Origin of the sequence: Phenylobacterium hankyongense (assembly GCF_003254505.1) — a bacterium.
Classification (GTDB): Bacteria; Pseudomonadota; Alphaproteobacteria; order Caulobacterales; family Caulobacteraceae; genus Phenylobacterium; species Phenylobacterium hankyongense.
In genome coordinates this window covers 1,078,108-1,103,562 of sequence record NZ_QFYP01000001.1, presented here as the reverse complement: position 1 = coordinate 1,103,562, position 25,455 = coordinate 1,078,108, and the positions used below count along the sequence as shown (strand labels likewise).

The 25,455-nt window shown below is 70.1% G+C and carries 21 protein-coding genes and 1 pseudogene; 13 read left to right on the top strand and 9 right to left on the bottom strand.

Features of this window, described 5'->3' with window-relative positions:
* Positions 1 to 29: 29 nt before the first annotated feature.
* The gene (locus DJ021_RS05280; RefSeq protein WP_165837119.1) at positions 30 to 443 is read left to right on the top strand and encodes a YybH family protein; all 414 of its coding nucleotides are present in this window, start codon (positions 30 to 32) and stop codon (positions 441 to 443) included.
* Between the two features lie 30 nt (positions 444 to 473).
* Here the strand turns inward: DJ021_RS05280 and DJ021_RS05275 are convergent, their stop codons facing one another.
* The 3 genes from DJ021_RS05275 to DJ021_RS05265 all read right to left on the bottom strand — a co-directional run bounded on the left by DJ021_RS05275 (position 474) and on the right by DJ021_RS05265 (position 3,971).
* Positions 474 to 1,247, bottom strand: a complete 774-nt coding sequence (locus DJ021_RS05275) for an acid phosphatase (protein ID WP_111458984.1) — start codon at positions 1,245 to 1,247, stop codon at positions 474 to 476.
* 292 nt (positions 1,248 to 1,539) lie between these two features.
* Positions 1,540 to 2,595 (bottom strand): 1,9-bis(guanidino)-5-aza-nonane synthase, encoded by a 1,056-nt coding sequence (locus DJ021_RS05270; RefSeq protein ID WP_111456546.1) that lies wholly within the window; start codon positions 2,593 to 2,595, stop codon positions 1,540 to 1,542.
* Positions 2,596 to 2,696: 101 nt separating this feature from the next.
* Positions 2,697 to 3,971 (bottom strand): type III PLP-dependent enzyme domain-containing protein, encoded by a 1,275-nt coding sequence (locus tag DJ021_RS05265; protein WP_111456545.1) that lies wholly within the window; start codon positions 3,969 to 3,971, stop codon positions 2,697 to 2,699.
* 321 nt (positions 3,972 to 4,292) lie between these two features.
* Between DJ021_RS05265 and phnC the strand changes: the two genes are divergently transcribed.
* From phnC to phnE, 3 genes are read left to right on the top strand one after another with little or no spacing between them, the layout of a single operon-like run.
* Positions 4,293 to 5,087: a phosphonate ABC transporter ATP-binding protein gene (gene phnC, locus DJ021_RS05260; RefSeq protein ID WP_111456544.1), complete on the top strand. Its 795-nt coding sequence runs from the start codon at positions 4,293 to 4,295 to the stop codon at positions 5,085 to 5,087.
* Positions 5,084 to 6,103 (top strand): phosphate/phosphite/phosphonate ABC transporter substrate-binding protein, encoded by a 1,020-nt coding sequence (gene phnD / locus DJ021_RS05255; protein ID WP_111456543.1) that lies wholly within the window; start codon positions 5,084 to 5,086, stop codon positions 6,101 to 6,103. Before phnC ends, phnD begins: the two co-directional genes overlap by 4 nt.
* Positions 6,103 to 6,915 carry a phosphonate ABC transporter, permease protein PhnE gene (gene phnE, locus DJ021_RS05250; protein WP_111456542.1) on the top strand — a complete coding sequence of 271 codons (813 nt, stop codon included), beginning with the start codon at positions 6,103 to 6,105 and terminating at the stop codon, positions 6,913 to 6,915. Before phnD ends, phnE begins: the two co-directional genes overlap by 1 nt.
* A gap of 81 nt (positions 6,916 to 6,996) precedes the next feature.
* Here phnE and DJ021_RS05245 read toward each other — a convergent pair whose 3' ends face one another.
* On the bottom strand, positions 6,997 to 8,658 hold the full coding sequence (locus tag DJ021_RS05245) for an OprO/OprP family phosphate-selective porin (protein WP_111456541.1): 1,662 nt from the start codon (positions 8,656 to 8,658) through the stop codon (positions 6,997 to 6,999).
* A gap of 265 nt (positions 8,659 to 8,923) precedes the next feature.
* On the opposite strand from DJ021_RS05245, the gene pstS (DJ021_RS05240) reads away from it, so the two are divergent.
* The 7 genes from pstS (DJ021_RS05240) to DJ021_RS05210 all read left to right on the top strand — a co-directional run bounded on the left by pstS (DJ021_RS05240) (position 8,924) and on the right by DJ021_RS05210 (position 16,858).
* Positions 8,924 to 9,961, top strand: coding sequence for a phosphate ABC transporter substrate-binding protein PstS (gene pstS / locus DJ021_RS05240; RefSeq protein ID WP_111456540.1), 1,038 nt, complete (start codon positions 8,924 to 8,926; stop codon positions 9,959 to 9,961).
* A gap of 124 nt (positions 9,962 to 10,085) precedes the next feature.
* The gene (gene pstS, locus DJ021_RS05235) at positions 10,086 to 11,150 is read left to right on the top strand and encodes a phosphate ABC transporter substrate-binding protein PstS (protein WP_111456539.1); all 1,065 of its coding nucleotides are present in this window, start codon (positions 10,086 to 10,088) and stop codon (positions 11,148 to 11,150) included.
* A 5-nt stretch (positions 11,151 to 11,155) separates the two neighbouring features.
* Positions 11,156 to 12,121, top strand: a complete 966-nt coding sequence (gene pstC / locus DJ021_RS05230; protein WP_111456538.1) for a phosphate ABC transporter permease subunit PstC — start codon at positions 11,156 to 11,158, stop codon at positions 12,119 to 12,121.
* Positions 12,118 to 12,984, top strand: a complete 867-nt coding sequence (gene pstA, locus DJ021_RS05225) for a phosphate ABC transporter permease PstA (RefSeq protein WP_243625910.1) — start codon at positions 12,118 to 12,120, stop codon at positions 12,982 to 12,984. Before pstC ends, pstA begins: the two co-directional genes overlap by 4 nt.
* Entirely contained in the window at positions 12,981 to 13,790 is an 810-nt protein-coding gene (gene pstB, locus DJ021_RS05220) for a phosphate ABC transporter ATP-binding protein PstB (protein ID WP_111456537.1), read from the top strand. Before pstA ends, pstB begins: the two co-directional genes overlap by 4 nt.
* Positions 13,791 to 13,800: 10 nt before the next feature.
* Positions 13,801 to 14,490 (top strand): phosphate signaling complex protein PhoU, encoded by a 690-nt coding sequence (phoU, locus tag DJ021_RS05215; RefSeq protein ID WP_111456536.1) that lies wholly within the window; start codon positions 13,801 to 13,803, stop codon positions 14,488 to 14,490.
* A 46-nt stretch (positions 14,491 to 14,536) separates the two neighbouring features.
* Positions 14,537 to 16,858 (top strand): TonB-dependent receptor, encoded by a 2,322-nt coding sequence (locus DJ021_RS05210; RefSeq protein WP_111456535.1) that lies wholly within the window; start codon positions 14,537 to 14,539, stop codon positions 16,856 to 16,858.
* Positions 16,859 to 16,884: 26 nt separating this feature from the next.
* On the opposite strand, the gene DJ021_RS05205 is transcribed toward DJ021_RS05210, so the two are convergent.
* From DJ021_RS05205 to DJ021_RS05200, 3 genes and pseudogenes are all read right to left on the bottom strand, one after another.
* Positions 16,885 to 17,982 (bottom strand): glycosyltransferase family 4 protein, encoded by a 1,098-nt coding sequence (locus DJ021_RS05205; protein ID WP_243626114.1) that lies wholly within the window; start codon positions 17,980 to 17,982, stop codon positions 16,885 to 16,887.
* A gap of 126 nt (positions 17,983 to 18,108) precedes the next feature.
* Positions 18,109 to 18,294 (bottom strand): annotated as a pseudogene (locus tag DJ021_RS19275) (TetR/AcrR family transcriptional regulator); the annotation flags it as partial.
* Between the two features lie 47 nt (positions 18,295 to 18,341).
* Positions 18,342 to 19,172, bottom strand: a complete 831-nt coding sequence (locus tag DJ021_RS05200) for a UDP-2,3-diacylglucosamine diphosphatase (protein WP_111456533.1) — start codon at positions 19,170 to 19,172, stop codon at positions 18,342 to 18,344.
* Between the two features lie 154 nt (positions 19,173 to 19,326).
* Between DJ021_RS05200 and DJ021_RS05195 the strand changes: the two genes are divergently transcribed.
* Entirely contained in the window at positions 19,327 to 19,962 is a 636-nt protein-coding gene (locus DJ021_RS05195) for a TetR/AcrR family transcriptional regulator (protein WP_111456532.1), read from the top strand.
* Positions 19,963 to 19,968: 6 nt separating this feature from the next.
* Here the strand turns inward: DJ021_RS05195 and DJ021_RS05190 are convergent, their stop codons facing one another.
* Positions 19,969 to 22,059: a redoxin family protein gene (locus DJ021_RS05190; RefSeq protein WP_111456531.1), complete on the bottom strand. Its 2,091-nt coding sequence runs from the start codon at positions 22,057 to 22,059 to the stop codon at positions 19,969 to 19,971.
* A 112-nt stretch (positions 22,060 to 22,171) separates the two neighbouring features.
* On the bottom strand, positions 22,172 to 23,920 hold the full coding sequence (locus DJ021_RS05185) for a DUF885 domain-containing protein (protein ID WP_111456530.1): 1,749 nt from the start codon (positions 23,918 to 23,920) through the stop codon (positions 22,172 to 22,174).
* A gap of 112 nt (positions 23,921 to 24,032) precedes the next feature.
* Between DJ021_RS05185 and DJ021_RS05180 the strand changes: the two genes are divergently transcribed.
* Positions 24,033 to 25,448: an amino acid permease gene (locus DJ021_RS05180; protein WP_111456529.1), complete on the top strand. Its 1,416-nt coding sequence runs from the start codon at positions 24,033 to 24,035 to the stop codon at positions 25,446 to 25,448.
* The last annotated feature ends 7 nt before the right edge of the window (positions 25,449 to 25,455 follow it).

Genomic DNA, 25,455 nt, shown 5'->3' with positions numbered 1-25,455 from the left:
AGGGAGGCCGGCGAAGCCCGGTGACCACGATGTCCGAAATCCTGGAGCGAAACGCTGCGTCCGAGGTGTCGGAGGCGGTGCGTGCAGCTATCGAGGAGGCCGACGCCGCTTTCATGGAAGCCTTCAATCGCGGGGACGCCGGCGCAGCCGCGCGCGGCGTCTACACCCGCGACGCCCAGATCCAGCCGCCCGGCGCGCCGCTGATCGAGGGCCGCGAGGCCATCGCCGAGTTCTGGGCCGGGGGGCGGCAGGAGCTGGGGATCAAGACGGCGCAGCTTGCCACCGTGAAGCTGCGGCCAGCCGGCCCCTACGTCCACCAGCTCGGCGCCTTTACGCTGACCTTTGCCGACGGCGCCCAGGCGACCGGCAAGTACGCCGTGCTCTGGAAAGAGGAGGACGGCCAGCTGAAGTGGCACGTCGACACCTGGAACATGGACGCCTGAGGCGGCGGGACCGCAGCCGCCTCGCCGCCTTCAGTACGGCGACTTGGCGATCAGCGCGGCTTCCTGGGCGCAGGCCGCGGGGTCGGGCGCGGGGCCGGCCTTGCGGGCGGCGGCGACTTCCTTGCGCGCGGCCTCCAGGTCCTTGCGGAACGCGTCGGAGCCATGCAGGGCGGCGACCACGGCCGAGGCGTTGGTGCGGCCGGCCTCGACGGCGCTGAGGTTGTGCACCCCGCAGACCAGCCGGCTCTCGCCGAAGGCGCGGGCGCGGACCAGGATGTCGGTGGCGCGGTCGGGGGCAAGCTCGGCCATCACCAGGCCGACGCTCCAGCTCCAGGTGTTGTGGCCCGAGGGATAGTCGGGGCTCTTGGCCAGGCTTTCGCTCTTCTGGTCGCAGATCGGGCCCTCGTCGATCAGGTAGGGCCGCTTGCGCTGGTAGAAGTCCTTCGGCACGTCGATCGCGCGGCGGACGTCGGGCAGCATCTTCTTGAACAGGTCCACCGTCTTCGGGGCGTTCTGGGGCGTCAGCTCGACGCCCACCGAACAGGCCAGGTCCTTGAGGATGGCGGCCTGGTTGATGTCGTTCTGCGCCAGCGCCCAGCGCGGGGTGTCCTTGTAGATGCGGGTCTGCAGGAAGATCGTGCGGTCGGCCTCGTAGCGCGAGCTGCCGGCGACCGGCGCGGGCGGCAGGATGCGCAGGGGATCCGGCGCCTCGGCCGCCGACAGGTAGCCCTTGGGCGCCGGCGCCCGAGCCGGCGCGGCTCCGATCAGCGCCAGAGCCGCAACGACCGTCAATGCCCGCGTCATGTCCATCCCGCCCTCCGAAGCTCTGCAATCTAGGTGTTGCAGGCGGATGCGGCGGTATCAACCCGTCGTGGTCGGGCGAGCGCCGCCGTCCCCTTCGTCATCGCCCGGCTCGTCCGGGCGACCCATCCCAAGGTCGCTGCTCAGCAGCTGAAGTCCGGCCTTGGGCTGGATCCCCCGGATCAGCCTTCGGCCGACCGGAGGATGACGAGGAGATATTTCGGTGCGCCCCCTCATCAGCGGGGCTCGCGCCCGACCCTTCCCCACAAGGGGAAGAAGGACCGGATCGGCGAAGCTATTTCGCGAACAGCTTGGCCCAGCGGGGCTTGGCGCGGGTTTTCCAGGCGCCCTTGTGCCAGGCGTTGGAGGCGATCAGCGGCACCACCGTGGTGGCTTCGGCGAACACCATCTGCTCCCAGGTGACGTCGACCTTGCCCCAGGAGCAGGCCTCCTTGAGGGTCGAGGACGAGCAGGCCCCGTCGCGGACGTCGGCGACGGTGATCTGCACGGCGTATTTGTGCATCTCCGCCTCGTGGCCGAGGATCTCCGCGCAGACCACGGTGTCCTGGGCGAAGTTCTTCGGCACGCCGCCGCCGACCATGAACAGGCCGGTGGTCCCCGCCGCGATCTTGATGTCGGTGAGCTCGCGGAAGTCGGCCACGGAATCGATGGTCAGGTAGGGCTTGCCTTCCTTCATCCGCTCCACCTGGTGCTTCACCAGGCCGAAGCCGGCGGAGCTGTCGGTGAACGCCGGGCAGAAGATCGGCACGCCTTCTTCATAGGCGGTCTGCACCAGGCTGCCGGGCTTCTTGGCGTTGCCCGCCGCCAGCCACTTGCCCATCTCGTGGATGAACTCGCGGCTGGAGTAGGGGCGCGGCTCGAGCGCGTTGCACAGGTCGTAGATCGTCCCGTCGCAGTTCTGCAGCTCTTCCTCGTCGATGTAGGTGTCGTAGATCCGGTCGATGTAGAGGTCGCGCAGGTCGCGGTCGTCGACGTCGGACTGGGCCTGGTAGTGCTTGAAGCCCAGGGCCTCGAAGAAATCCATGTCGACGATCGAGGCGCCGGTGGAGACGATCACGTCGATCATCCCGTACTTCACCATGTCGCGGTAGATGTGCATGCAGCCGCCGGCGCTGGTCGAGCCGGCCAGCGTCAGCCAGGTCGAGCAGGTCGGGTCCTCCAGCGACATCGACCAGATGTCGGCGGCGCGGGCGGTGTCGCGGCTGGTGAAGCTCATCTTGCGCATGGCGTCGATGACCGGGCGGGCGTCGTACTGGTCGATCGCCACGTGCTCGACGGTGTTGGCCAGCAGTTCGGCCTTGCGGTTCGATTTCTGAACGTCAGCGTTCATCTTCGGAAGTTCCCTTCTGAGGGTGATCGCCCGTCCATAGGATAGGCGCGACCGGGACGGAGCGACCGGCCGCGCCTTTAACACGTCAGGTGTGTCGGTTGTTACCGCCGCCGACGGCTCTTGCCGGCCCGACCCTTGGGACGGGAGAGGCGCACGACCTTGCGCTCATCCTCCTGCTGCTGCTCGCGCGGCAGGCGGATGGTGCGGCCGGCCAAGCCGAACATGGAGGCCATCGGCGCGTCTTCGACGGCGACCGTTTCGGCGTCGCCGAAGCCGTTGAAGCGGGTGTTCATGGCCACGCCGTAGGCGCCCAGCATGCCGATCTCGATGTAGTCGCCCTCGCGGACGTCCTCCGGCAGCCAGAACGGACCCGGCATGTGGTCGATGGAATCGCAGGTCGGGCCATAGAAGCGAAAGGGCCGCAGGGGGCCTTCGACGTCGACCGCCTGGTCGCCGTCCTTGCGCATCAGCTTGACCGGAAAGGGCCATTTGACGTGCGCCGCATCGAACAGGCTGCCGTAGCTGCCGTCGTTCAGATAGAGCGCGTCGCCCTTCTTCAGCTCGACCTTGGTGAGGATCGAGGAGGCTTCCGCCACCAGCGCCCGGCCCGGCTCGCACCACAGCTCGGTGTCCTCGTGGACCATCATGTCGGCGAAGCCGCGATCGATGGAGTCGAGGTAGTCCGCCATGTCCGGCGGCACCATGCCCGGGTAGACCGACGGGAAGCCGCCGCCCACGTCCACCACGTCGACCATGACGCCGGCCCGCACGATGGCGCGGCTGGCCTGGGCCATGGCGGCCTGGAAGGCGGTGGGGCGCATGCACTGGCTGCCCACGTGGAAGGAGACGCCCATCTTGCCCTGGGTGGCGCGGCGGGTGGCGAGCAGCAGGGCCGCAGCCTCGTGCGCCTCGACCCCGAACTTGCCGGACAGGGAATAGGAGGCGCCCTCCGCCGAGACGCTCAGCCGGACCATAAGGGTGAGGTCCTTGGCGCCGCCGGTGGCCTCGAGGATCTTCTGCAGCTCCTCGTGGGTGTCGAGCGCGAAGGTGGTCACGCCATGGTCGAAGTAGGCCTTGGCGATGGCCGCACGGCTCTTCACCGGGTGCATGAAGGCCATGCGGGAGCCCGGCGCGTACTGCGCGACCAGCTCGATCTCAGGGACCGAGGCCACATCGAACGAGGCGACGCCGTTCTTCGCCAGGGTCTCGATGACCCATGGCGAAGGGTTCGCTTTCACGGCGTAGAAGACGTCGCCCTTGAAATTATCCTGGAACCAGCGTGCCGCTACCGCCACCGCATCCGGTCGCGCAAATGCGACGGGACGCTCCGGTGACCGCTCACGGACCAGGTCCAGGGGCGTATGGTACGTTTGCACCTCACGCAGCCCCCAACGGATTGTTGAACCCAATCCGGCGTTAGCAGCGCTTTTGAGGACATCGGGTCCGCCGGAAAGCGCGAGATAGGGTCATCTGACCCCGATGTAAAGAAGTGATTCCGTACAGGCGCTTATGGTGGGGACCACGACCAGCCGCTCCAAGGTATAGTCGGAGGCTTCATTCGCCCGCCCCGCGGCGGCGCGCGCGCGTCAGTCTGCTGGACCACAGCCGGGCGGCCGTGTCATGAAGCCATCGCAAGGTCAGGCGATCCAAGGGCTTCGTCCGCTTGCGCGTGTTCGATCGGGGAAGCCTCGCCAACGATGTCCGACGCCGCCGTTCTGTCGATACGGAACGTCTCCAAGAGCTTTGGTTCGCGCCGGGCGCTGGACTCCGTCTCGCTCCAGGTGGCGCGCGGCGAGATGATCGCGCTGATCGGGCCGTCGGGCTCCGGCAAGTCGACCCTGCTGCGCTCGATCAGCGCCCTGCAGACCATCGACGCGGGCGAGGGCCGCATCGAGGCGTTCGGCGCCCCGGTGCAGGAGAACGGCCGGATCAGCGGCAGGGTGCGCGAGGTCCGCACCCGCATCGGCATGATCTTCCAGCAGTTCAACCTCGTCGGCCGGCTGACGCTGTTCTCCAACGTCGTGCTGGGCTCGCTCGGCCGGATCAACCCGACCCGCGGCTTCCTCGGCCTGTGGCCGGAGGAGACCAGGCAGTCCGCCATGGCGGCCCTGGCGCGGGTGGGCGTGGCCGACTACGCCGCCCAGCGCGCCAACACCCTGTCGGGCGGCCAGCAGCAGCGCGGCGCCATCGCCCGCGCCCTGGTGCAGAAGGCCAAGGTCATCCTCGCCGACGAGCCGGTGGCCTCGCTCGATCCGGTGTCCGCACGCCGCGTCATGGAGATCCTGCGCGACCTCAACCAGCAGGACGGGCTGACCGTGGTCGTCACCCTGCACCAGGTCGACTACGCCCTGCGCTACTGCGACCGGGTGATCGCGCTGAAGGCCGGCAAGATGGTCTACGACGGCCCGGCCACCGGCCTGCGCCGCGAACAGCTCATCGACATCTATGGTCCGGAATTCGAAGACGTGTTCTGGGAAGGAGCCCCGAAATGATCCGCCGCCGCATGCTGGCCGGCCTCGGCCTGGCCGCCGCCCTGTCGGTCGCGGGACTGGCGCTTTCGGGATGCGGCGAGAAGCCGGCCCAGAAGGCCGCGCCGAAGGAGCTGACGTTCTCGATCCTCTCGGCCGAGAACCAGGCGTCCATGGGCCCGCTCTGGCAGCCGCTGCTGGACGACATGTCGGCGCAGATCGGCGTCAAGGTGAAGCCCTACTTCGCCACCAACTACACCTCGCTGGTGGAGGCCATGCGCTTCAACCAGGTGCAGGTGGGCTGGTTCTCCGCCGCGCCGGCGCTGGAGGCGGTGAACCGCGCCGACGCCGAGGTGCTGGGCCGGGTGATCGACGCCGGCGGCGACGCCACCTACAAGTCCGTGCTGATCGTCAGGAAGGGCAGCGGCATCACCCTCGACGACGTGCTGAAGTGCGGTAAGCGCTACTCCTTCGGCCTCGGCGACACCCAGTCGACCTCGGGCACCCTGGCGCCCATGGCCTATCTGTTCACGCCCAAGAACATCGAGCCGGCCAAGTGCTTCAAGGCGGTCCGTTCCGCCAGCCACCAGGCGAACTTCTTCTCGGTGGCCAACGGCGTGCTGGACGTGGCCACCAACAACACCGTGGGCCTGTTGTTCGCCCGCCGCGAGAACCCGGAACTGGCCGGCAAGATCGAGGTGATCTGGACCTCGCCGCCGCTGCCGGAATCCTCGATCCTGACGCGCAAGGACCTGGATCCGGCGGTGAAGGAGAAGATCCGCCAGTTCTTCCTGACCTATGGAACCGGCACGGGCCCGCAGGCCGACAAGCAGCGCCAGGTGCTCAAGGGCCTGGCCTATGGCGGCTTCCGGCCGGCGGACGACACCTACCTCGACCCGATCCGCGAGATGGAGGCCGCCGAGGCCCTGGCCGACGCCCGCCGCGGCGGCGACAAGGCCAAGATCGCCGCGGCCGAGGCGGCGTTCGAGAAGATCCGCGCCAGCGCCGCCCAGAAGCGCGCCGTCGATCCGGACGTCTGATGAGCCGCGCCGATCCCGCCTCGCCGGGGATTCCGGCCCCTCCGACGCGCAGCCTGATGCAGCGCGCGCCCGACCTGCTGGTCTGGGGCGGGGTGGTCGTCCTGCTGCTGATCAGCTTCGGCCCGGTGGACATGAGCCACCTGCCCAAGCTGTTCACCAACTCCGGGAACATGCGCCAGTTCGGCAAGGAGTTCCTGCACCCGGACTTCAGCCAGGTGCGGCTCTACATCGCCCAGATGTGGCTGACGGTGCAGATCGCGCTGTGGGGCACGGGGCTGGCGGTGATCCTGGCGGTGCCGTTCGGCCTCGCCTGCGCGCGCAACGTCTCGCCGGCCTGGCTGCAGCAGCCGATGCGGCTGTTGATGAACCTGCTGCGCTCGATCCCCGACCTGGTGATCGGCACCCTGTTCATCGTCGCCGTCGGCCTCGGCCCCTTCGCCGGCGTCATGGCGCTGGCGCTGAACACCGGCGGCGTGCTCGCCAAGCTGTTCTCCGAGGCCGTGGAGTCCATCGACAAGGGCCCGGTCGAAGGGGTCCGCGCCACCGGCGCCAACAAGCTGCAGGAAGTGGTCTGGGGGGTCATCCCGCAGGTGGCGCCGCTGTGGACCTCCTACGCCCTCTACCGGTTCGAATCGAACTCCCGCTCGGCCACCGTGCTGGGCCTGATCGGGGCCGGCGGCATCGGCCAGGTGCTGTTCGAGTCGCTGAACGCCTTCGCCTACGGCCAGGTGGCGGCGATCGCCATCGTCATCGTGGTGGCGGTGTCGCTGATCGACCTGTTGTCCCAGGCCATGCGCTCGCGGCTGCTGTAGGCCGCCTCGGCCCGCCGTCCTCCCATAAAACAGCCGCCGCGGAGGTCCGCGGCGGCTGCCGGATCGGGAAAAGATCGGTCGCTAGAAGGTGAGCTGGCTGCGCAGCGCCAGCGCGTTGTAGCTCTGGCCGACCTGCACGCCCGCGGCGTTGAAGCGGTTCACGTCCACGTGCAGGTAGTCGAACATGAAGCGGATGTCGGGGTTCAGGTACCAGTTCAGCCCGACCGAGGAGATCTTCTGCTCGCCGCCGCGGATCGCGTCGGGGGCCGCCGCGGTTCCGGCGGAGCCGGCGTTGTAGTTCAGGTCCAGGTCCGAGTAGCGCGCGGCGAGCTCGAACGCGCCCCAGGCGCCGGCCGCCGGGTTGAAGTTGTAGTTCTGCTTCGGCGCGTCGAAGCGGCCCTCGGCGGGGTTGTAGGGCCGGTTCTCGCCGGTCAGCACCCAGACGCCCTGGACGTACCAGCCGGAGAAGTCCGGGTTGCGCAGCGGCGTCGTGCCGGTGAGCCGGCGATCGATCTTGTACTTGAAGTACTCGCTCTCGATCAGGAAGTTCTGCACCGAGAGGCCGGCCTCGGCGCCGTAGACCGAGGCGGTCTTGGCGTCGATGGCGCCGGTGTCCACCAGGCGCGTGCCGTCGACCCGCAGCTCGGGACGGTCGCGCAGCTGGATCGGATAGCGCGGGTTGGCGGCCGAGCCGGCGTCGTTCGGCTGCGTCGCCAGCTGGGCGTTGACCCCCAGGTGCGCCTGCCAATTGGTGCTGCTGAACGGCGCGATCGCGAGGCGGCCGATGACGCCGGTCTGCTCGTCGTTGGGCTGGGCCGTGGCGCTGCCCGTGGAATTGATCACGCCCACGGTGTTGCCGGTGATGGCGGCGGACGCGAACCAGCGGGTGGCGATGCCGGCGTCGCCTTCACCCCACAGGCCGTTGCCGGTGACCTGCAGCGCGCTGCGCGTGTCGCCGGCGGCGACGTTGCGGGCCACCTCGGCCGGACCCGGGCGTTCCATCATCGGCATCTGGCTGGTGGAGACCGCCGCCGCCAGGCCGATGTTCGGCTCGAAGGCGCCGATCTTGATCCGCCAGGGCTTGAACGCGGTGTACTGGGCCCAGGCCTCCTGGATGTGGCCGGCGTCCTCGGCGCCGGAGCCGCCGAACTCGTAGATCAAGGCGTAGTCGAAGTCCTTGAACAGCTTGCCGTCGATGCCGAAGCGGGCGCGGCGGAAGTTGGTGCCGTCATTGAGGTCGCGGTTGGTCACCGCCGAGGGCAGGTTGCCCTTCTGGAGGTACTTGGCGGTGTCGAGCATGACGATGGCGCGGACGTTGGCGGTGAAGCGGCCGTCGGCGGTGGCGAACGAGGGCTTACCGTTCGGCAGGCTCGGGATGGTCGTCGCGCCGCTCGGCGTCTTCAGGGTGATGATGTCGGAGGCGTCGGCGGTCTGCGCGGCCTTCACGTCGGCCAGCTGCTGGTTGACGGTGTCGAGCTGCTGCTGCAGCGCCGCGACATGGGCCTCGGCCTGGGTGTCGGTGCGCGGCTGCTGCATCTGCGCCATCTGGGCGCGCATCTCGTTGATCTGCTGCTGCAGCGCCTCGAGCTTGGCGTCGCGCGCGTCGACCGCGGCGTGGGCCTTGTGAGCGTGGGTCTTGTGGGTCGGGGCGGCGAGCGCCGCCGTGGCCGCGCCGGACATCAGCGCCGCGACGAACGCCCCGTGGGCGACGCGACGCGCCAGCCCCTTGTTCGGAAGGCTCATGATCTTTTCCCGTCTTGTTGAATCAGCCGGGCGGGGAAAAGTCTCAACTCGATGCCCCCCATCGCCCGCCGGGGGTTTAGCCGGGGTCCATGACGGTTGGCCGACACTCCTGTGACAGACACGTGACAGCGTCTCGTTCAACGGCCCGCCGGCGCAGGAGGCGGCCGAGGCTGGAAGCGGCGCTGTCACCAAACTGACAACCAAGCCGGCTAAGGACCCGGGCCAAGAGCGACGTGGATGGGGCGCTCTTTTTCAGGAGAGAACCATGTTGAAGAAACTGGGGGCAGCCCTTGGCGCCGCCCTGATCGTAGGCGCGGCCACCATGGCGCAGGCGGCGACCATCTCGGGCGCCGGCGCGACGTTCCCCGCGCCCGTCTACGCCAAGTGGGCGGAGACCTATAAGGCCCAGACCGGCAACAGCCTGAACTACCAGGCGATCGGCTCGGGCGGCGGCATCAAGCAGATCACCGCGGGCACCGTCGATTTCGGCGCCACCGACAAGCCGCTGAAGCCGGACGACCTGGCCGCCGGCGGCCTGGCCATGTTCCCGACCGTGGTCGGCGGCGTGGTGCCGGTGATGAACCTGCCCGGCCTGCGTCCCGGCCAGGTCAAGCTCACCGGCGCGCAGCTGGCGGACATCTATCGCGGCGTCATCAAGAAGTGGAACGACCCGCTGCTGGTGAAGACCAACGCCGGCGTCGCCCTGCCGAACCTGCCGATCACCGTGGTCCACCGCTCGGACGGCTCGGGCACCACCTTCCTGTTCACCACCTACCTGTCGATGAAGGCCGCCCACTGGGCGAGCGAAGTGGGCGCCAACGACTCTGTCGCCTGGCCCACCGGCCTCGGCGGCAAGGGCAACGACGGCGTCGCCGCCTTCGTGAAGCAGACGCCCGGCGCGATCGGCTACGTCGAATACGCCTACGCCAAGCAGAACAACCTCACCTACGCCCTGATGCAGAACAAGGGCGGCAAGTTCGTGTCGCCGACGGCGGAGAACTTCGCCGCCGCCGCCGCGGGCGCCAAGTGGAGCGCGGCTCCGGGCTTCTACCTGCTGCTGCTCGACCAGCCGGGCGCCAACGCCTGGCCGATCACCGGCGCCACCTTCATCCTGGTGCACACCAAGCAGGACAAGCCGACTGACGGCCGTGAAGTGCTGGCCTTCTTCGACTGGGCCTACAAGAACGGCGACGCCGCGGCCGTCTCCCTCGACTACGTGCCGCTGCCCGCGGCCGTGAAGGACCTGATCCGCAAGTCGTGGAGCAAGGTCGTCGGTCCGGACGGCAAGCCGGTCTACCGCTAAGTTGAGACCTGCCCCCGCGCGGCCCCGGCCGTTGCGGGGGCGACCTCTTGCCGAGGCGCCGCCGAACTGTCACGGAACTGTCATCTAGGCCCCGTAACGGGTAGCCCAGATCAGGGAGACCGCGATGATCCGGACCATTCTGGTGGCGCTCACCGCCAGCCTGGCGCTCGCCGCCTGCAGCGGCGGCGACAAGGCCAAGACGCCCGCCGCGAGCGGCGGCGTGGCGATCTCAGGCGCCGGCGCGACCTTCCCGGCGCCCCTCTACGCCAAGTGGGCGGAGACGCAGAAGGCCGAGACCGGCCTCGCCCTCAACTACCAGGCCATCGGCTCCGGCGGCGGCATCAAGCAGATCAAGGCCGGCACCGTGGCGTTCGGCGCCACCGACAAGCCGCTGAAGGCCGATGAGCTGACGCAGGCCGGCCTGGTGCAGTTTCCCACGGTGATGGGCGGGGTGGTCCCGGTGGCCAACCTGCCGGGCGTGGCCAAGGGCCAGCTGAAGCTGACCGGCCCGCTGCTGGCCGACATCTACCTGGGCAAGGTCGCCAAGTGGAGCGATCCGGCCGTCGCCGCGGTCAATCCCGGCGTCAAGCTGCCCAACCTGGCGATCACCGTCGTGCACCGCTCCGACGGCTCGGGCACCAGCTTCCTGTTCACCAGCTACCTGACGCAGGTCGCGCCGCAGTGGACGGTGGGCGCGAGCGACTCGGTGGCCTGGCCCACCGGCCTCGGCGGCAAGGGCAACGACGGCGTCGCCGCCTTCGTGAAGCAGACGCCGGGCGCGATCGGCTATGTCGAGTACGCCTACGCCAAGCAGAACGACATGACCTATGCCCTGATGCAGAACGCCGCCGGCGCCTTCGTCATCCCCGCCGCCGACAGCTTCGCGGCGGCCGCGGCGGGCGCGGACTGGAGCAAGGCCCCGGGCTTCTACCTGCTGCTGCTCAACCAGCCGGGCCAGAACGCCTGGCCGATCACCGGGGCGACCTTCATCCTGTTGCACGCCAAGCAGGCCGATCCGGCTAAGGGCCAATCGGTGCTGAAGTTCTTCGACTGGGCCTATGCCAAGGGCGACGCCACGGCGCAGTCCCTCGACTATGTGCCGCTGCCGGCCGACCTGAAGGCCCGTGTCCGCCAGAGCTGGTCCGCCGTCACCGGCCCGGACGGCAAACCCGTCTACGTCGCCCCCTGAGCCAGATGACCGCCGTCGTTTCCAGTCCCAGCGCCACCCGCCGCGCGCAGCCGCGCGGCGCGACGATCGCCAAGGTCTTCGAAGGCCTGTGCTTCGCCGCGGCGACGGCGCTGCTGGCGGCGCTCGGCGGACTCCTGGTGGCGCTGCTGATTGGCGGCTGGCCGGCGCTGCGCCGCTTCGGGTTCGGCTTCTTCACCACCTCGGCCTGGAACCCGGTGACCGACGTCTACGGCGCGGCGGGCCCGGTGGTCGGCACCCTCGTCACCTCCGCCCTGGCGCTGGCGCTGGCGCTGCCGGTGGCCGGCGGGGTGGCCTTCTTCCTGACCGAGCTCTGCCCGGCGCCGCTGCGGCGGCCGATCGGCACCGCCGTCGAGCTGCTCGCCGGCATTCCCTCGATCGTCTACGGCATGTGGGGCCTGTTCGTGTTCGCCCCGATGTTCTCCAAATTTGTGCAGCTGCCGCTGATGATGGCCGCCAAGCCCGGCTCGCTGCTGGAGAAGCTCACCGTCGGCGTCCCCAACGGCTCCGGCATCCTGTCGGCCTCGATCATCCTGGCGATCATGATCCTGCCGTTCATGGCCGCCACCCTGCGCGAGCTCTTGCTGACGGTGCCGGCGGCGGTGCGCGAGAGCGCCTATGGCCTGGGCGCGACCACCGCCGAGGTGGTGATGTCCGTGACCCTGCCCTACGTCCGCGGCGGCGCCATCGGCGCGGTGATGCTGGGCCTCGGCCGGGCGCTGGGCGAGACCATGGCGGTGACCTTCATCATCGGCAATGCGCACGGCTTCCCGAAGTCGCTGTTCGACAGCGGCTCGACGATCGCCTCGACCATCGCCAACGAATTCACCGAGGCCACCAGCCCGGTCCACACCTCGGCCCTGATCGCGCTCGGGCTGGTGCTGTTCGTGATCACCTTCACCGTGCTGGCGCTGGCCCGCCTGCTGCTGCGCCGCCAGGAGAGCCGGCTGTGAGCGTCGCCCCGATCCGCAGGGAGCCCGGCCGGCTGGTCCGGCGGCGGCTGACCAACGCCGTCTTCTCCGCCTTCTGCGTGCTGGTCACCGTCGTCGCCCTGGCGGCGCTGGCCGCCATCCTGTGGTCGCTGCTGAAGCAGGGGCTCGGCGGGCTGAACCTCGACGTCTTCATCCGCTCCACCCCCGCGCCGGGGTCGAGGGGCGGGCTGGCCAACGCCATCGCCGGCTCAATCATGATGTGCGTGCTGGCCATGGCCATCGCCCTGGTCATCGGCGTGCTGGCCGGCACCTGGCTGGCCGAATACGCCAAGGGCAGCCGCTACGGCAGCCTGGTGCGGTTCATCAACGACGTGCTGCTCTCGGCGCCCTCGATCCTGGTCGGCCTGTTCGTCTACGAGGTGCTCGTCGCGCCGTTCAAGGGCTTCTCCGGCCTGGCCGGCTCGGTGGCCCTGGCGCTGCTGGCCGCGCCGGTGATCACCCGCACCACCGAGGACGTGCTGGCCCTGCAGGCCGCCACCCTGCGCGAGGCGGGCGTGGCGCTCGGCGCGCCGCTGTCGCTGGTCATCCGCCAGGTGCTCTGGCGCTCGGCGGGCAGCGGCATCCTAACCGGCGCCCTGCTGGCCTTCGCCCGCATCAGCGGCGAGACCGCGCCGCTGCTGTTCACCGCGCTAAACAACCAGTTCTTCAGCCTGAACCTCACCCAGCCCACCGCCAACCTGCCGGTGGTGATCTTCAACTACGCGCTGAGCGCCTATGATGACTGGCGCCGTCTGGCCTGGGCGGGGGCGCTGCTGATCGCCGCCACCGTGCTGGGCGTCACCGTGCTGTCGCGCGCCATCGCCAAGGAGCCTCGCCGCTCATGAACACCCTGACCGCCGACGGCTTCGAAACCAGCATCGCCACGCTGCCGGGCTCCGAGGTGAAGCTGGAGACGCGCGATCTCGACTTCCATTACGGCGACAGCCGGGTCCTGAAGTCGGTCTCGATCCCGTTCGCGCGCAACAAGGTCACCGCCCTGATCGGCCCCTCCGGCTGCGGCAAGTCCACCCTGCTGCGGACGCTGAACCGGATGTACGAGCTCTATCCGGGCCAGAAGGCGACCGGCGAGATCCTGATGGACGGGGAGAACATCCTCAAGCCGCGGGTGAACCTGGCGCAGCTCCGCTCGCGGATCGGCATGGTGTTCCAGAAGCCCACCCCGTTCCCGATGTCGGTGTACGACAACGTCGCGTTCGGCGTGCGGCTGTACGAGAGCCTCTCCAAGCCGGAGATGGACGCGCGGGTCGAGGAATCCCTGCGCCGCTCCGCCCTCTGGGACGAGGTGAAGGACAACCTCAAGGGGCCCGGCCTCGGCCTCTCCGGCGGCCAGCAGCAGCGGCTGTGCGTGGCCCGCGCCGTGGCGGTCCGGCCCGAGGTGCTGCTGCTCGACGAGCCCACCTCGGCGCTCGACCCGATCTCCAGCGCCCGGCTGGAGGAGACGCTGAGCCAGCTGAAAACCGACCACACCATCGTCGTCGTCACCCACAACCTCGGCCAGGCGGCGCGGGTCAGCGACTACACGGGCTTCATGTACCTGGGCGAACTGGTGGAATTCGGGCCGACCAGCTCGCTGTTCACCCGTCCGGTGACCGCCCGGACCTCCGACTACATCACCGGCCGGTTCGGCTGAGGAGCGCGCCATGGAGCACACAGTCAGGGCGTTCGACCAGGAACTGGCGGCGATCAAGGCCGAGGTCACCCGCCTGGGGGGCCTGGCCGAGGCCGAGGTCTCCGACGCGCTCACCGCGCTGATCAAGCGCGACCCGCAGCTCGCCGCGGAGGTGGTGGAGCGCGACCGCAAGCTCGACGACCTGGAGCTGGAGATCGAGGAGCGCGCCACCCAGCTGATGGCGCTCCGCCAGCCGGTGGCCATCGACCTTCGGCGCACCCTGGCGGCCCTGAAGATGGCCTCCAACCTCGAGCGTTGCGGCGACCTCGCCAAGAACATCGCCAAGCGCGCCCTGATCCTCGGCGAGGCGGAGCCGATGGCGCCGCTGATGCGGCCGATCGAACGGATGGGTCGCCTGGTGCTGCGCCGCCTGCACGACTCCCTCGACGCCCACTCCCGCGACGACCTGGTGCTGGCCTCGGAGGTCTGGTCCCGCGACCGCGAGGTGGACGAGCACTACGAGAGCCTGTTCCGCGAGCTCCTGACCTACATGATGGGCGATCCGCGGACGATCACCGCCTGCGCCCACCTGCTGTTCGTGGCCAAGAACCTGGAGCGGATCGGCGACCACGCCACCAACATCGCCGAGATCGTCCACTACGAGATCACCGGCGAACAGCTCACCTCGCGCCCGAAGCTGGAAAACCTGCCCGGCGCCTAGACCCCGGCTAGGCCTCGCCGGGCGGTTCCACTAGCGTGCCGGCCGCATGAAAATCCTCACCTTCCTGCTCGCCGGCGCCGCCATCGGCGTCCTGGGCGGGCGCGCGCCGGCGCGGGCCGAAGAGGCGCCGGCGCAGCTCAGCGGCGTGACCGTCGTCGCCCGCTCGCCGCTGTCGGAAGCCCAGGCCGAGCGCGACGAAATCCCGGCCGCGGCGGTGACCCTCGACGCCGCCGACCTGCAGCCGGGGCAGGGCTCCGCGCTGCTGCAGGCGCTGGAACGCCGCGCGCCCGGCGTGGCCTTGAGCGACGCCCAGGCCAATCCCTACCAGCCCAACCTCGTCTACCGCGGGTTCGAGGCCTCGCCCCTGCAGGGCTCCGCCCAGGGCGTGGCCGTCTACGTCGACGGCGTGCGTTTCAACCAGCCGTTCGGCGACACCGTGAACTGGGACCTGATCCCGGAGGCGGCGATCCGCGCCCTGACCCTGGAGGGCTCCAATCCGGTGTTCGGCCTGAACGCGCTCGGCGGCTCGCTGAGCGTGCGGCTGCGCGACGGCTTCAGCGATCCCGGCGGCTCGGCGACGCTGTCGGCGGGCAGTTTCGGGGCGCGCAATGCGGAGGTCGCTTACGGCCGCGCGGACGGCGACCTGGGGCTCTACGTGGCCGCGTCGGCGCGGGACGAGGACGGCTGGCGGGATTTCTCGCCGAGCCGCGTGCGCCAGGTCTATGCCGACCTCGGCCTGCGTCATGGACCCGTGGAGCTGCACGCCGGCCTGATCGCCGCCGACAACGACCTGACGGGCACCGGTCCCGCGCCGGTGGAGCTGCTCGCCGCCGACCGCCGCGCGGTGTTCACCTACCCGGACGAGACCCGCAACCATTTCGGCCTGCTGCGGCTCTCCGGCGACGTGGAGGCGAGCCCGGACCTGACGCTGCAGGCGCGGGCCTACGTCGGGCGGCTGCGCCAGCAAACGCGGAACGGCGACGCCACCGACGCCGCGCCCTGCGACGCCGACCCGGCCCTGCTCTGTCTGGAGGCGGAAGGCCCGGTGCTGACCGACGCCGCCGGCGCGCCGATCGGCGACGTCCTGCATGGCGGCCCCTACGCCCAGCTCAACGTCAGCGACACCCGCACCACCAGCTCCGGCGCCGCCGCCCAGCTGGTGTGGAGCCGGCCGCTGCTGGGCCGCGCCAACAGCCTTACCGCCGGCGCGAGCCTGGACATGGGCTGGACCGCCTTCTCGGCCCAGTCGCTGCTGGGGGCGCTCACCGCCGATCGCGGCTTCGCCGGCATGGGCGGCGGCGGCGGCGTGCTGGTGGACCAGCCGGGCGGGCCGATCACGCCCGTCGCGCTCGGCGCGCGCACCCGCTACGCCGGCCTCTACGTCTCCGACGTCTGGCAGGCCGGGCCGCGGCTGGCCCTGACGCTGTCCGGACGGCTGAACCGGGCGGAGATCCGGCTGTCGGATCACCGCGGGACGGCGCTGGACGGCGACCACAGCTTCACCCGGTTCAATCCGGCGGCGGGCCTCACCTACCGGCTGGGCGGCGGCGTCAGCGGCTATCTGAGCTACGCGCAGGCCAACCGCGCGCCGGCGCCGGCCGAACTCTCCTGCGCGAGCGCGCAGGCGCCGTGCAGCCTGACCAACTTCTTCGTCGCCGATCCCCCTCTGAAGCAGGTGCGGGCGCAGACGGTGGAGGCCGGCCTGCGCGGCCGCCACGGCGCGCACGGGCTGAGCGCCAGCTGGAGCCTCGGGGTGTTCCGCACCGCCACCGCCGACGACATCAGCCTGGTGGCCAGCGAGGTGCGCGGCCGCGGCTACTTCCAGAACGTCGGCCGCACCCGCCGGCAGGGCGTGGAGGCGCAGGGCCAGCTCGAGCGCGGGGCGTTCAGCGCCTACGCCAGCTATGCGCTGACCGACGCCACCTTCCGCTCGCCCCTGGTGCTGAACAGCCCCGACAACCCGGCGGCCGACGCGGGCGGCCAGATCTTCGTGAGGCCCGGCGACGCCCTGCCGGGCGTGGCGCGCCAACGGCTGAAGCTGGGGCTTTCCTATGCGCCGGAGCCGTGGCGCGTGGCGCTCGACGTGACGGCGGCCAGCGGCCAGATCCTGTTCGGAGACGAGGCCAACCTGCAGCCGCGCCTGCCCGGCTATGTGGTGGCGAACCTCTCCGCGGGCTGGCGCCTGACCCCGGCGATGGAGATGTTCCTGGCGGTGCGCAACCTCACGGACGCCCGCTACGCCACCTTCGGGACCTTCGCCCAGACCGACCAGGTGGCGCTGGCCGAGGCGCCCGGCGCCGCCAATCCGCGGAGCCTCAGCCCCGCGGCGCCGCGTTCGGTCCTGGCCGGGCTGCGGCTGACCTTCTAGGCCGCCTCGGGCTAGGCCGCCTCGGGCTAGGCGGCCTCGGGCCGGCGGCGGCGCACGCGGGCCAGTCGGCGCAGGCGTCGCCAGAAACGGGTCTTCTCCGGCTCGGGATAGGGCTGCAGGTTGCGCACGAAGTCCTCGGCGCAGGCGCGCCAGGAGAACTTCTCGGCGAAGGCGCGGACCTGCTTGCGGTCGAGCTTCAGGCAGTCGAGGCAGGCCTCGCGCAGGCCCTCGGTGGCGCTGGCCGCCAGGGCGCCCGCGCCGGAGCCCGGAATGATGTCGATGGGGCCGGGCGCGGGATAGGCCGCCACCGGCGTGCCCGAGGCCATGGCCTCCAGGATCACCAGGCCGAAGGTGTCGGTGAGCGAGGGGAAGACGAAGACGTCGGCGCAGGCGTAGTGGGCCGACAGCTCCTCGCCGGATTTGGAGCCGACGAACACCGTGGTCGGGTACTTGGCCTTCAGCTCCTCGAGTTGCGGCCCCGGGCCCACCACCACCTTGGTCCCCGGCAGGTCGAGGCCGAGGAAGGCCTCGATGTTCTTCTCCACCGCCACTCGGCCGACATAGAGGAAGACCGGCCGCGCCAGGCCCTCGAAGACGTCGGGATCACTGGGGCCGCGCGGGTGGAAGGCCTCGGTGTCGACGCCGCGCGACCAGGAGGAGATGTTGCGGAACCCGTGCCCGGTCAGCTCGTCGCGCATGGTCGGCGTGGCGACCATCAGCCGGCCCGACGGCTTGTGGAACCACTTCATGTAGGCGTAGCCCGCCGCCAGCGGCAACGGCAGCCGGGCCGAGACGTACTCCGGGAAGCGGGTGTGGTAGCTGGTGGTGAAGGGCAGCTTCCATTCCACGCAGATCCGCCGCGCGGCGAGGCCGATGGGCCCTTCGGTGGCGATGTGGATGGCCTCCGGCTCGAAGGCCTTGAACCGTTCCTGCACCGGCTCGTAGACGCCGATCGCCACCTTGATCTCCGCATAGGTGGGCAGCGGGAAGGTCTTGAACTGGTCGGGGCTGACCACCTCGACGGTGTGGCCCATGGCCCGCAACTCGGCGGTCACCCGGGTCAGGGTGCGCACCACCCCGTTGACCTGCGGCTCCCAGGCGTCGGTGGCCAAGAGGATGCGCATCGGCCGGTGGGTGTCGCGGGTGGCGGCGATCGCCTCGCGGATGCGCGGCAGGGAGCGGGCCTGGCGCGGCCGTTCCGGCGTCGCCACCGCCTGGGCCTGCATCCATGACCAGAAGGCGCCGAGCAGCGCCTCCTTGGTGGGGAAGTAGCGGTAGACGGTGCGCTCGCCGACGCCGGCGTCCTTGGCCACCTCGGCGAAGCTGAGGTCGTCCATCTGGCCGTTGTCGAGCTGGCGGGCGACCGCGCGCAGGATCTGCTCGCGCGTCTCCTCGCGCTGCTTGTCGCGAACGGTCGGCGGCGCGGGTGATTTCATGACAGCCGAACTGTCACGGATTGTCTCGCAGTGTCAATGGACCGGCGTCAGGCGGCCAGTGGCGCGCCCAGGGCCGCCGGCTCGACGGCCGCCGCCTCGACGACGGCGCGGTCGATGGCCGACCAGGAGCGGAGCTTGGCCCACTCCAAGATCTCCAGCCGTCCGTCGGGATGTTCCACCAGGGCGGTGCAGCTTTCAACCCAGTCGCCGTCGTTGATATAGGCGATGCCGCCGATCTCGCGCATTTCGGCCTTGTGGATGTGGCCGCAGATAACGCCGTCCACGCCGCGCCGGCGAGCCTCGTCCGCCACCGCGGCCTCGAAGTTCTCGATGAACTGCAGGGCGTTCTTCACCCGCGTCTTCAGGAAGGCCGAGAGGCTCCAGTAGCCGAAGCCCATCCGCCTGCGGGCGCGGTTCATCAGGGTGTTGGCGGCTAGGACGGTGCGGTAGGCCCAGTCGCCGACGAAGGCCAGCCACTTGGCGTGCTGCACCACGCCGTCGAACTCGTCGCCGTGGGTGACCAGGAAGCGGCGGCCGTCCGCGGTCTCGTGGATCGCGTCGCGCGCCACCACCAGGCCGCCGAAGTGGATGCCGCAGAAGTCCCGCACCCGGTCGTCGTGGTTGCCGGGCACATAGGTGACGCTCACGCCCTTGCGCGCCAGCCGCAGGATCTTCTGCACCACGTCGTTGTGGCTCTGCGGCCAGTACCAGCCGCCCTTCATCTTCCAGCCGTCGACGATGTCGCCCACCAGGTAGAGGGCGTCGCATTCGACGTGGCGGATGAAATCCAGGAGCAGCTCGGCCTGGCAGCCCCGGGTGCCGAGGTGCACGTCGGAGATGAACACCGTGCGATAACGGCGGATTCCGGGATCGACCACTTGAGCCCCCAAACGCCCAGATTTTCATCAGGCGCTAGGCTGATTGCATGTCGGTTTCGTGAAGCTTTCTTGCGGCTCTGGCCGCGTCTCCCATTGTTCTGCTAGGGCCTCTCGGAGCAGACCCTCCCCAGGTCGCCGAAAAAACTTGGTCTCGATGGACGCCAGAACCTATCCGGCGAAGGCGACGCCGAAGTCGCTGCGCACCCGCGCGCGCATCCTGGATGCGGCGATGCGGCTGTTCGCCGACGTCGGCTATCACGCCGCCACCAATGCGATGATCGCCGACGCCGCGAAGCTTACCCGCGGGGCGATGCTGTACCACTTCGCCAGCCGCGAAGAGCTGGTGGAGGCCGCCGTGGCCCACATCGAGCTGGAGCGCGCGCGGCTGTTCGAACAGGCCGGCGCTTCGCAGCCGGCGGCCGGCTCGGACGCCACCGAGCACGCCATCGACGCCTATTGGGCCCTGCTGCACGAGACCGCCTTCGTGGCCTTCGCCGAGCTGGAGGCCGCCGCCAGGACCGATCCGATGCTGCGCGAGCGGCTGTCGGCGGCGCAGAGCGCCTTCGACCGCGCCCAGGTCGGCGACCGGTTCGGCGCCATGGTGCAGGCCGGCGCCGACCCGCGCTCGCAGACCAGCCGCGACCTCGGCCGGTTCCTGCTGGAGGGCCTCGCCAAGGGGGCGATGACCTATGACCAAGCGGCCCGGCGCGAACGCCTGCTGACGGTGGTCAAGCGCGCGGTGCGCATGCTCAACCGCAAGGGCGACATCCAGGAACTCTGGGCGGAGTAGCCCGGCCTACTCGCCGCCGGTCGGCCCCGACACAGGTTTGGCGGGCGCCGCGGCCGCCGTCGCCGGGCGGCGACGGTTTGCCATCATCGCCTGGGCCGCCTTCAGCTCGGCCGCCTGCAGATAGCCGTCGTGGTTGGTGTCGATCTGCGCGAAGTAGGTCAGCAGGGTCTCGCCGATCCGGCCTTTCAGCTCGGCCTTCTCCAGCTTGCCGTCCAGGTTGTCGTCCATCATCCCCATGAAGCGGTTGGCGTTCAGCTCCTCGTCGTAGTCGACGGGCTTGGCGGAGGTCTCGTCCAGCCAGCGGTAGCGCACCGCGGTGTAGAGCATCTCCTCCCAGGACTGGTCGCCCCAGACCACGGTCTTGTTGGGGTCGGGGTTGTTCGGGTTCCGCTTCGAGTTGTCGTAGATGTAGTGGACGATCAGCTTCGAGCCGGCCGGCACCTTCACCGGCTCGGCGAAGGTGTAGTCGCGCTGCCAGTTGAAATCGTAGCGCGGCAGGCTGAGCAGCAGCTTCTCCTTGCCGTCCGGATAGCGGATCCACAGGTCCGACGCCGCGCCGCGATAGTGGGCGTGCGGGAAGGCCGAATAGAGCAGCGCATCGTGCGGGAAGGCCAGGTAGGCGACCTCCTGGTGGTGGCCGTCGTTGGGCGGCAGGACGATGGTGTTGTCGACCACCACGGAGTTGTGCAGCACCAGGCCGGGAGTCTTGTCCTTGTCGTAGAAGTAGAGGCCGATCTGCGACTGATCGACCACCTCCTTGCCGAAGGGGGTGTAGTGGGCCTGGATGCCGATGGCGCCGCCCGGCGGCAGGTAGGCGCCGACGTTCTTCGGCGAGATCATCGACTCCGCGCCGACCGCATAGCCGCCGACCGAGACGCCCCAGCGGCTCTCGTTGCCCTTCCCGTCGGCGGGGACCTCCTTCATGTAGCCGGTCAGCAGGTGGTGCACGCCCTGGCGCTGGCTGACCTTCACCGTGGAGGCGCGGATCCACTTGCCCTCGGCCAGCGGGTTGGGGACGATCGGGCGCTGGTAGTCGACCACCCCGGACGCCGGGATCGTGTAGGCCGGCACGTTCAGGATCAGGTCCGGCTTGCCGAGCGGCCATTCCGCCGCCACGTGCCGCTTGGCGGCCAGCGGGTCGGGGCCGGCGCCGCGCGGCGACCCGGCTTCGATCCAGTGGACGATGGTCTTGATCTGGTCGGGCGAGAGGCTCTTGTCGTCCTGGAACTTGCCGACGTGCGGGTCGGCGTTCCACGGCGGCATGCGGTGGGTGCGGATGACCTCGCGGATCATCGGCGAGAAGCCTTTGACCATCTCGTAGCTCGACATGGCGAACGGGCCGATGCCGCCCTCCTGGTGGCAGGCGACGCACTTGGCCTCGAGGATCGGCGCCACGTCCTTGGCGTAGGAGATCCTGGTCATCGCCGCCGCCGAGCGCTGCGGGAAGTCGATCAGGCAGCCCTTGGTCTGCATGCCGGCCTCGTGGATCGCGGCCTTGCCGGCCAAGAGGTCGTCGAGGGCGTTGGCGGCGAAGGGGGTGACGTTGGCCTTCTGCGCGCCGCCGTAGTCGCTGCGGTCGTCCAGCGGGCCGTGATAGACCACCTGCCAGGTCTTTGGATTGATCACGAACACCTCGGCGGTGCGGGTGACGCCCAGGGATTCGCCGACCAGCTGGTTGGAATCCATCAGGATCGGCATGTCGTAGCCGTAGGTCTTCGCCTCCTCCTGGATCGCTTCGCGGGTGTCCTGCAGGTTGGAGTTCAGCATCATGAACTCGACGCCCTTGGCGGCGTAGGCGGCCTTCAGCGCCTTCAGGGCGGGCGACATGGCCCGCACGATCGGGCAGCCGTCGCCCTGGGTGACGATGACGATCGCCCGCGCGTCGGCCAGTCGGTAGAGCTCGTGCGCGCCGAGGTCCTGGTCGACCAGCATGAAGTTGTCGACGGTCTTCGGCATCGCCGCCGCCATGGCCATCGGCGCGGTGTCGGCGGTGGGCCGGGCGTACTGCATGGCGTGCGGCGCGCCGGTGTCGGTCGAGCAGCCGAACAGCAGGGCGCCGGCCGCGGCCGTGAGCACGATATGGCGTGCGGACGTCATTGAAATCTCCTCCCAGGACGGCGGCGTCTTATGCTGACGCGTTCCGTGAAGCGGTATCTTAACGCCGTTTAGCTCGGGTTTCCAGCTACCCGTGTTTGGTGGGGGAGGCAGCTCAGCCGCGGGCCCGCTCGGCGGCGATCCAGGCGTCGATGCGCGCCTCCAGCAGGTCGAGCGGCAGGGGCCCGGCGAGCAGCACCGCGTCGTGGAAGCGGCGGAGGTCGAAGCGCGGCCCCAGCGCCTCCCGCGCCTTGGCGCGCAGGCCGAGGATCTTCAGCTCGCCGACCTTGTAGGCCAGCGCCTGGCCCGGCCAGGAGACGTAGCGGGCGAGCTCGACGTCGATGTTGAGCGGGCTGAGCGCGGTGTTCCGACTGAAGCAATCGCGGGCCTGGTCGAGGCTCCAGCCCAGCCAGTGGAGACCGGTGTCGGCCACCAGCCGGCAGGCGCGCCACATCTCGTAGGAGAGCTTGCCGAACCGCTCGTAGGGATCGCGGTAGATGCCCATCTCGCCCCCCAGGGTCTCGGAATAGAGGCCCCAGCCCTCGGTGAAGGCGGCGATGTCGGCGTTGCGGCGGAACGAGGGGACGCCCTCCAGCTCCTGGCCGAGCGCGATCTGGATGTGGTGGCCCGGCGCGGCCTCGTGCAGCGTCAGCGCCGGCAGCTCGTAGAGCGGCCGCTGGTCCAGGTGCGAGGTGTTGACCATGTAGCCGCCGGCGATCCCCAGCTTCGGCGAGCCGGGGAAGTAGCGGCCGGTGGTGTAGGTCTCCTCGATCTCCGCCGGCACCGGCCGGACGCCGTAAGACAGCCGGGGCAGGGTGGCGAAGTAGCGGGGCAGCTGGTCGTCCACCCGCTTGGCGATCTCCGAGGCCTTCTCCAGCAGGTCCTGGCGGGAGGTCGCGTAGAACCTCGGATCGGCGCGCAGCGAGGCGACGAAGGCCTTCAGGTCGCCCTTGAAGCCGGTCTGCGCCATCGACGCCTCCATCGCCGCGCGGATGCGGGCGACCTCGGAGAGGCCCAGGGCGTGGACCTGGTCGGGATCCAGGGTCGTGGTGGTCTGGTTGCGCACCAGCCAGCGGTAGTAGGCCTCGCCGCCGGGCAGGGTGCGGACGGCGAGCTTCGGGCGGCTGGCCGGCAGGTACTCGGTTTCCAGGAAGGCGACGAAGGCGCGTTGGGCCGGGCGGATCTGCGCGGCGATCAGCGCCTTCGCCTCCTCGCGCTGGGCCGCGAGCCGGGCCGGCGGGATCGAGGCCGCGGCGCCGGTGAACGGCTTCAGCAGCGGGTCGGCGTCCACCGGCGTGGCGGCCGCGGCGCGGGCGCGGGCGAGGACCGACTCGTTGGTGCTGCGCGGCTGGGTCCAGCCGGTGCGGATTCCCCGCCGGGCGTTGTCGATGCTGGCGACGTAGTAGCCGGGCAGGGCGCGCAGGCGCGACAGCCAGGCCTGGACGTCGGCCTCGGAGTTGAGGGCGGTGGTGCTGGCCAGGTAGCCGAGGTCCTGGTCGAAGCCGGCGTCGCTGTTGAACGCGAACCGCGCCTCGTCGAAGGCCAGGCTCTGCAGCCGCCGGTCCAGGGTCCAGCCGAGGAAGTCGCGGTTCAGCCGGGCGGGGTCGGAGAGCCCCGCGCGGTCGATCCGCGCCAGCCGCGCCTGGAAGGCGAGCAGCGCCTGCTTGCGCATGGCGTCGGCAGCGGGCGTCACGTCCGGCAGCCGGGCGAGCGCGGACCGGTCGCCTTCGAAGCCGGCGGTGATCGGATCCTGCGCCAGGCTGAAGGCGTCGTACTCGGCCACCAGGGCGTCCAGCGGCCGGTCGTCGGCCAGGGCGGGCGCGGCAATCAATGCCAGGGCAAAGGCCAGGACGAGGCGACGCATGCTCGATTTCCCCCAAATCGGGGATCAAGCTGGCGCATCCGCGGCCTGGCGCCAAGACTTGTCGCCCCGGCCGGACGCGGCCATGGTGACGCCCGAAGTCGGGGGAGCCTCCATGAGTTTCGTCACGCGCCGTAAGCCCGTCGAGGCCGAAGCCCGGTCCGAGGGCAGCCACCACCTGCGCCAGACCCTGAGCTGGCCGCACCTGGTGGCGCTCGGCGTCGGCGCGATCATCGGCACCGGCATCTACACCCTGATCGGGGTGGGCGCGGGCCAGGCCGGGCCGGCCGTCATCCTGTCGTTCGCCATCGCCGGCGCGGTCTGCGCCTTCGCCGCCCTCTGCTATGCGGAGATGGCGACGCTGATGCCGCAGGCGGGCTCGGCCTACACCTATTCCTACGCGGGCATGGGCGAGCTGGTCGGCTGGATCATCGGCTGGAGCCTGATCCTCGAATACACCGTGGTCTGCTCCACCGTGGCGGTGGGCTGGTCGGGCTATGCGCAGGGCTTCCTGGTCAGCCACGGCTGGGGCCTGCCGGCGGCGCTGGCCGCCGGACCCTGGGGGGAGCCTGCGGGGCTGGTGAACCTGCCGGCGGTGGCGATCACGCTGGTGGTCACCGGCATGCTGCTGGTCGGCACGCGGGAGAGCGCGACGGTCAACTTCTACCTGGTGATCTTCAAGGTGGTGGCGCTGGTGGCGTTCGTCGCCCTGACCCTGCCGGGGTTCGATCCCAGCCACTTCCACCCGTTCATGCCCTACGGCTTCAACGCCCACGTCGACCCGGACGGGGTGAAGCGCGGGGTGATGGCGGCGGCGGCGGTGATCTTCTTCGCCTTCTACGGCTTCGACGCCATCTCCACGGCGGCGGAGGAGGCCAAGAACCCCTCGCGCGACCTGACCATCGGGATCGTCGGCTCGATGCTGGCCTGCGCAGTCATCTACATGATCGTCGCCGCCGCGGCCCTGGGCGCCTCGCCGTTCAACGTCTTCGCCAAGAGCGGCGAGCCGCTGGCCTTCATCCTGCGGGAGATGGGCCATCCGCTGGCCTCGGTGCTGATCGCCGCGGCGGCGGTGATCGCCCTGCCGACGGTGATCATGGCCTTCATGTTCGGCCAGAGCCGGGTGTTCTTCGCCATGTCGCGGGACGGCCTGCTGCCGCGCGGCCTGTCGGCGGTGAACCGCCGCGGCGTGCCGGCGCCGGTCACCCTGATGACCGGGATCTGCGCGGCGCTGATGGCCGGCTTCCTGCCGCTGAAGTTCATCGCCGAGGTGGCCAACGCCGGAACCCTGGCCGCCTTCATCGCCACCGCCATCGCCATGATGGTCCTGCGCCGCCAGCGGCCGGAGCTGCCGCGGCCGTTCAGGACCCCGCTCTGGTGGCTGGTGGGCCCGCTGGCCGTGGCCGGCTGCCTCTATCTGTTCTGGAGCCTGGCGGACATCACCAAGGTGCTGTTCTTCGCCTGGAACGCGCTCGGGGTGGGGGTCTACCTGGCCTACGGACGGACCAAGAGCCGGCTGGCGGTCGCCTAGGGTCGGC

Bases quoted from the DNA above. Each gene is read 5' to 3' on its own strand.
- DJ021_RS05280 (WP_165837119.1), top strand. From the start codon at position 30: ATGTCCGAAATCCTGGAGCGAAACGCTGCGTCCGAGGTGTCGGAGGCG.
- DJ021_RS05275 (WP_111458984.1), bottom strand. From the start codon at position 1,247: ATGACGCGGGCATTGACGGTCGTTGCGGCTCTGGCGCTGATCGGAGCC.
- DJ021_RS05270 (WP_111456546.1), bottom strand. From the start codon at position 2,595: ATGAACGCTGACGTTCAGAAATCGAACCGCAAGGCCGAACTGCTGGCC.
- phnC (WP_111456544.1), top strand. From the start codon at position 4,293: ATGTCCGACGCCGCCGTTCTGTCGATACGGAACGTCTCCAAGAGCTTT.
- phnD (WP_111456543.1), top strand. From the start codon at position 5,084: ATGATCCGCCGCCGCATGCTGGCCGGCCTCGGCCTGGCCGCCGCCCTG.
- phnE (WP_111456542.1), top strand. From the start codon at position 6,103: ATGAGCCGCGCCGATCCCGCCTCGCCGGGGATTCCGGCCCCTCCGACG.
- DJ021_RS05245 (WP_111456541.1), bottom strand. From the start codon at position 8,658: ATGAGCCTTCCGAACAAGGGGCTGGCGCGTCGCGTCGCCCACGGGGCG.
- pstS (WP_111456540.1), top strand. From the start codon at position 8,924: ATGTTGAAGAAACTGGGGGCAGCCCTTGGCGCCGCCCTGATCGTAGGC.
- pstS (WP_111456539.1), top strand. From the start codon at position 10,086: ATGATCCGGACCATTCTGGTGGCGCTCACCGCCAGCCTGGCGCTCGCC.
- pstC (WP_111456538.1), top strand. From the start codon at position 11,156: ATGACCGCCGTCGTTTCCAGTCCCAGCGCCACCCGCCGCGCGCAGCCG.
- pstB (WP_111456537.1), top strand. From the start codon at position 12,981: ATGAACACCCTGACCGCCGACGGCTTCGAAACCAGCATCGCCACGCTG.
- phoU (WP_111456536.1), top strand. From the start codon at position 13,801: ATGGAGCACACAGTCAGGGCGTTCGACCAGGAACTGGCGGCGATCAAG.
- DJ021_RS05210 (WP_111456535.1), top strand. From the start codon at position 14,537: ATGAAAATCCTCACCTTCCTGCTCGCCGGCGCCGCCATCGGCGTCCTG.
- DJ021_RS05205 (WP_243626114.1), bottom strand. From the start codon at position 17,982: ATGCGCATCCTCTTGGCCACCGACGCCTGGGAGCCGCAGGTCAACGGG.
- DJ021_RS05195 (WP_111456532.1), top strand. From the start codon at position 19,327: ATGGACGCCAGAACCTATCCGGCGAAGGCGACGCCGAAGTCGCTGCGC.
- DJ021_RS05190 (WP_111456531.1), bottom strand. From the start codon at position 22,059: ATGACGTCCGCACGCCATATCGTGCTCACGGCCGCGGCCGGCGCCCTG.
- DJ021_RS05185 (WP_111456530.1), bottom strand. From the start codon at position 23,920: ATGCGTCGCCTCGTCCTGGCCTTTGCCCTGGCATTGATTGCCGCGCCC.
- DJ021_RS05180 (WP_111456529.1), top strand. From the start codon at position 24,033: ATGAGTTTCGTCACGCGCCGTAAGCCCGTCGAGGCCGAAGCCCGGTCC.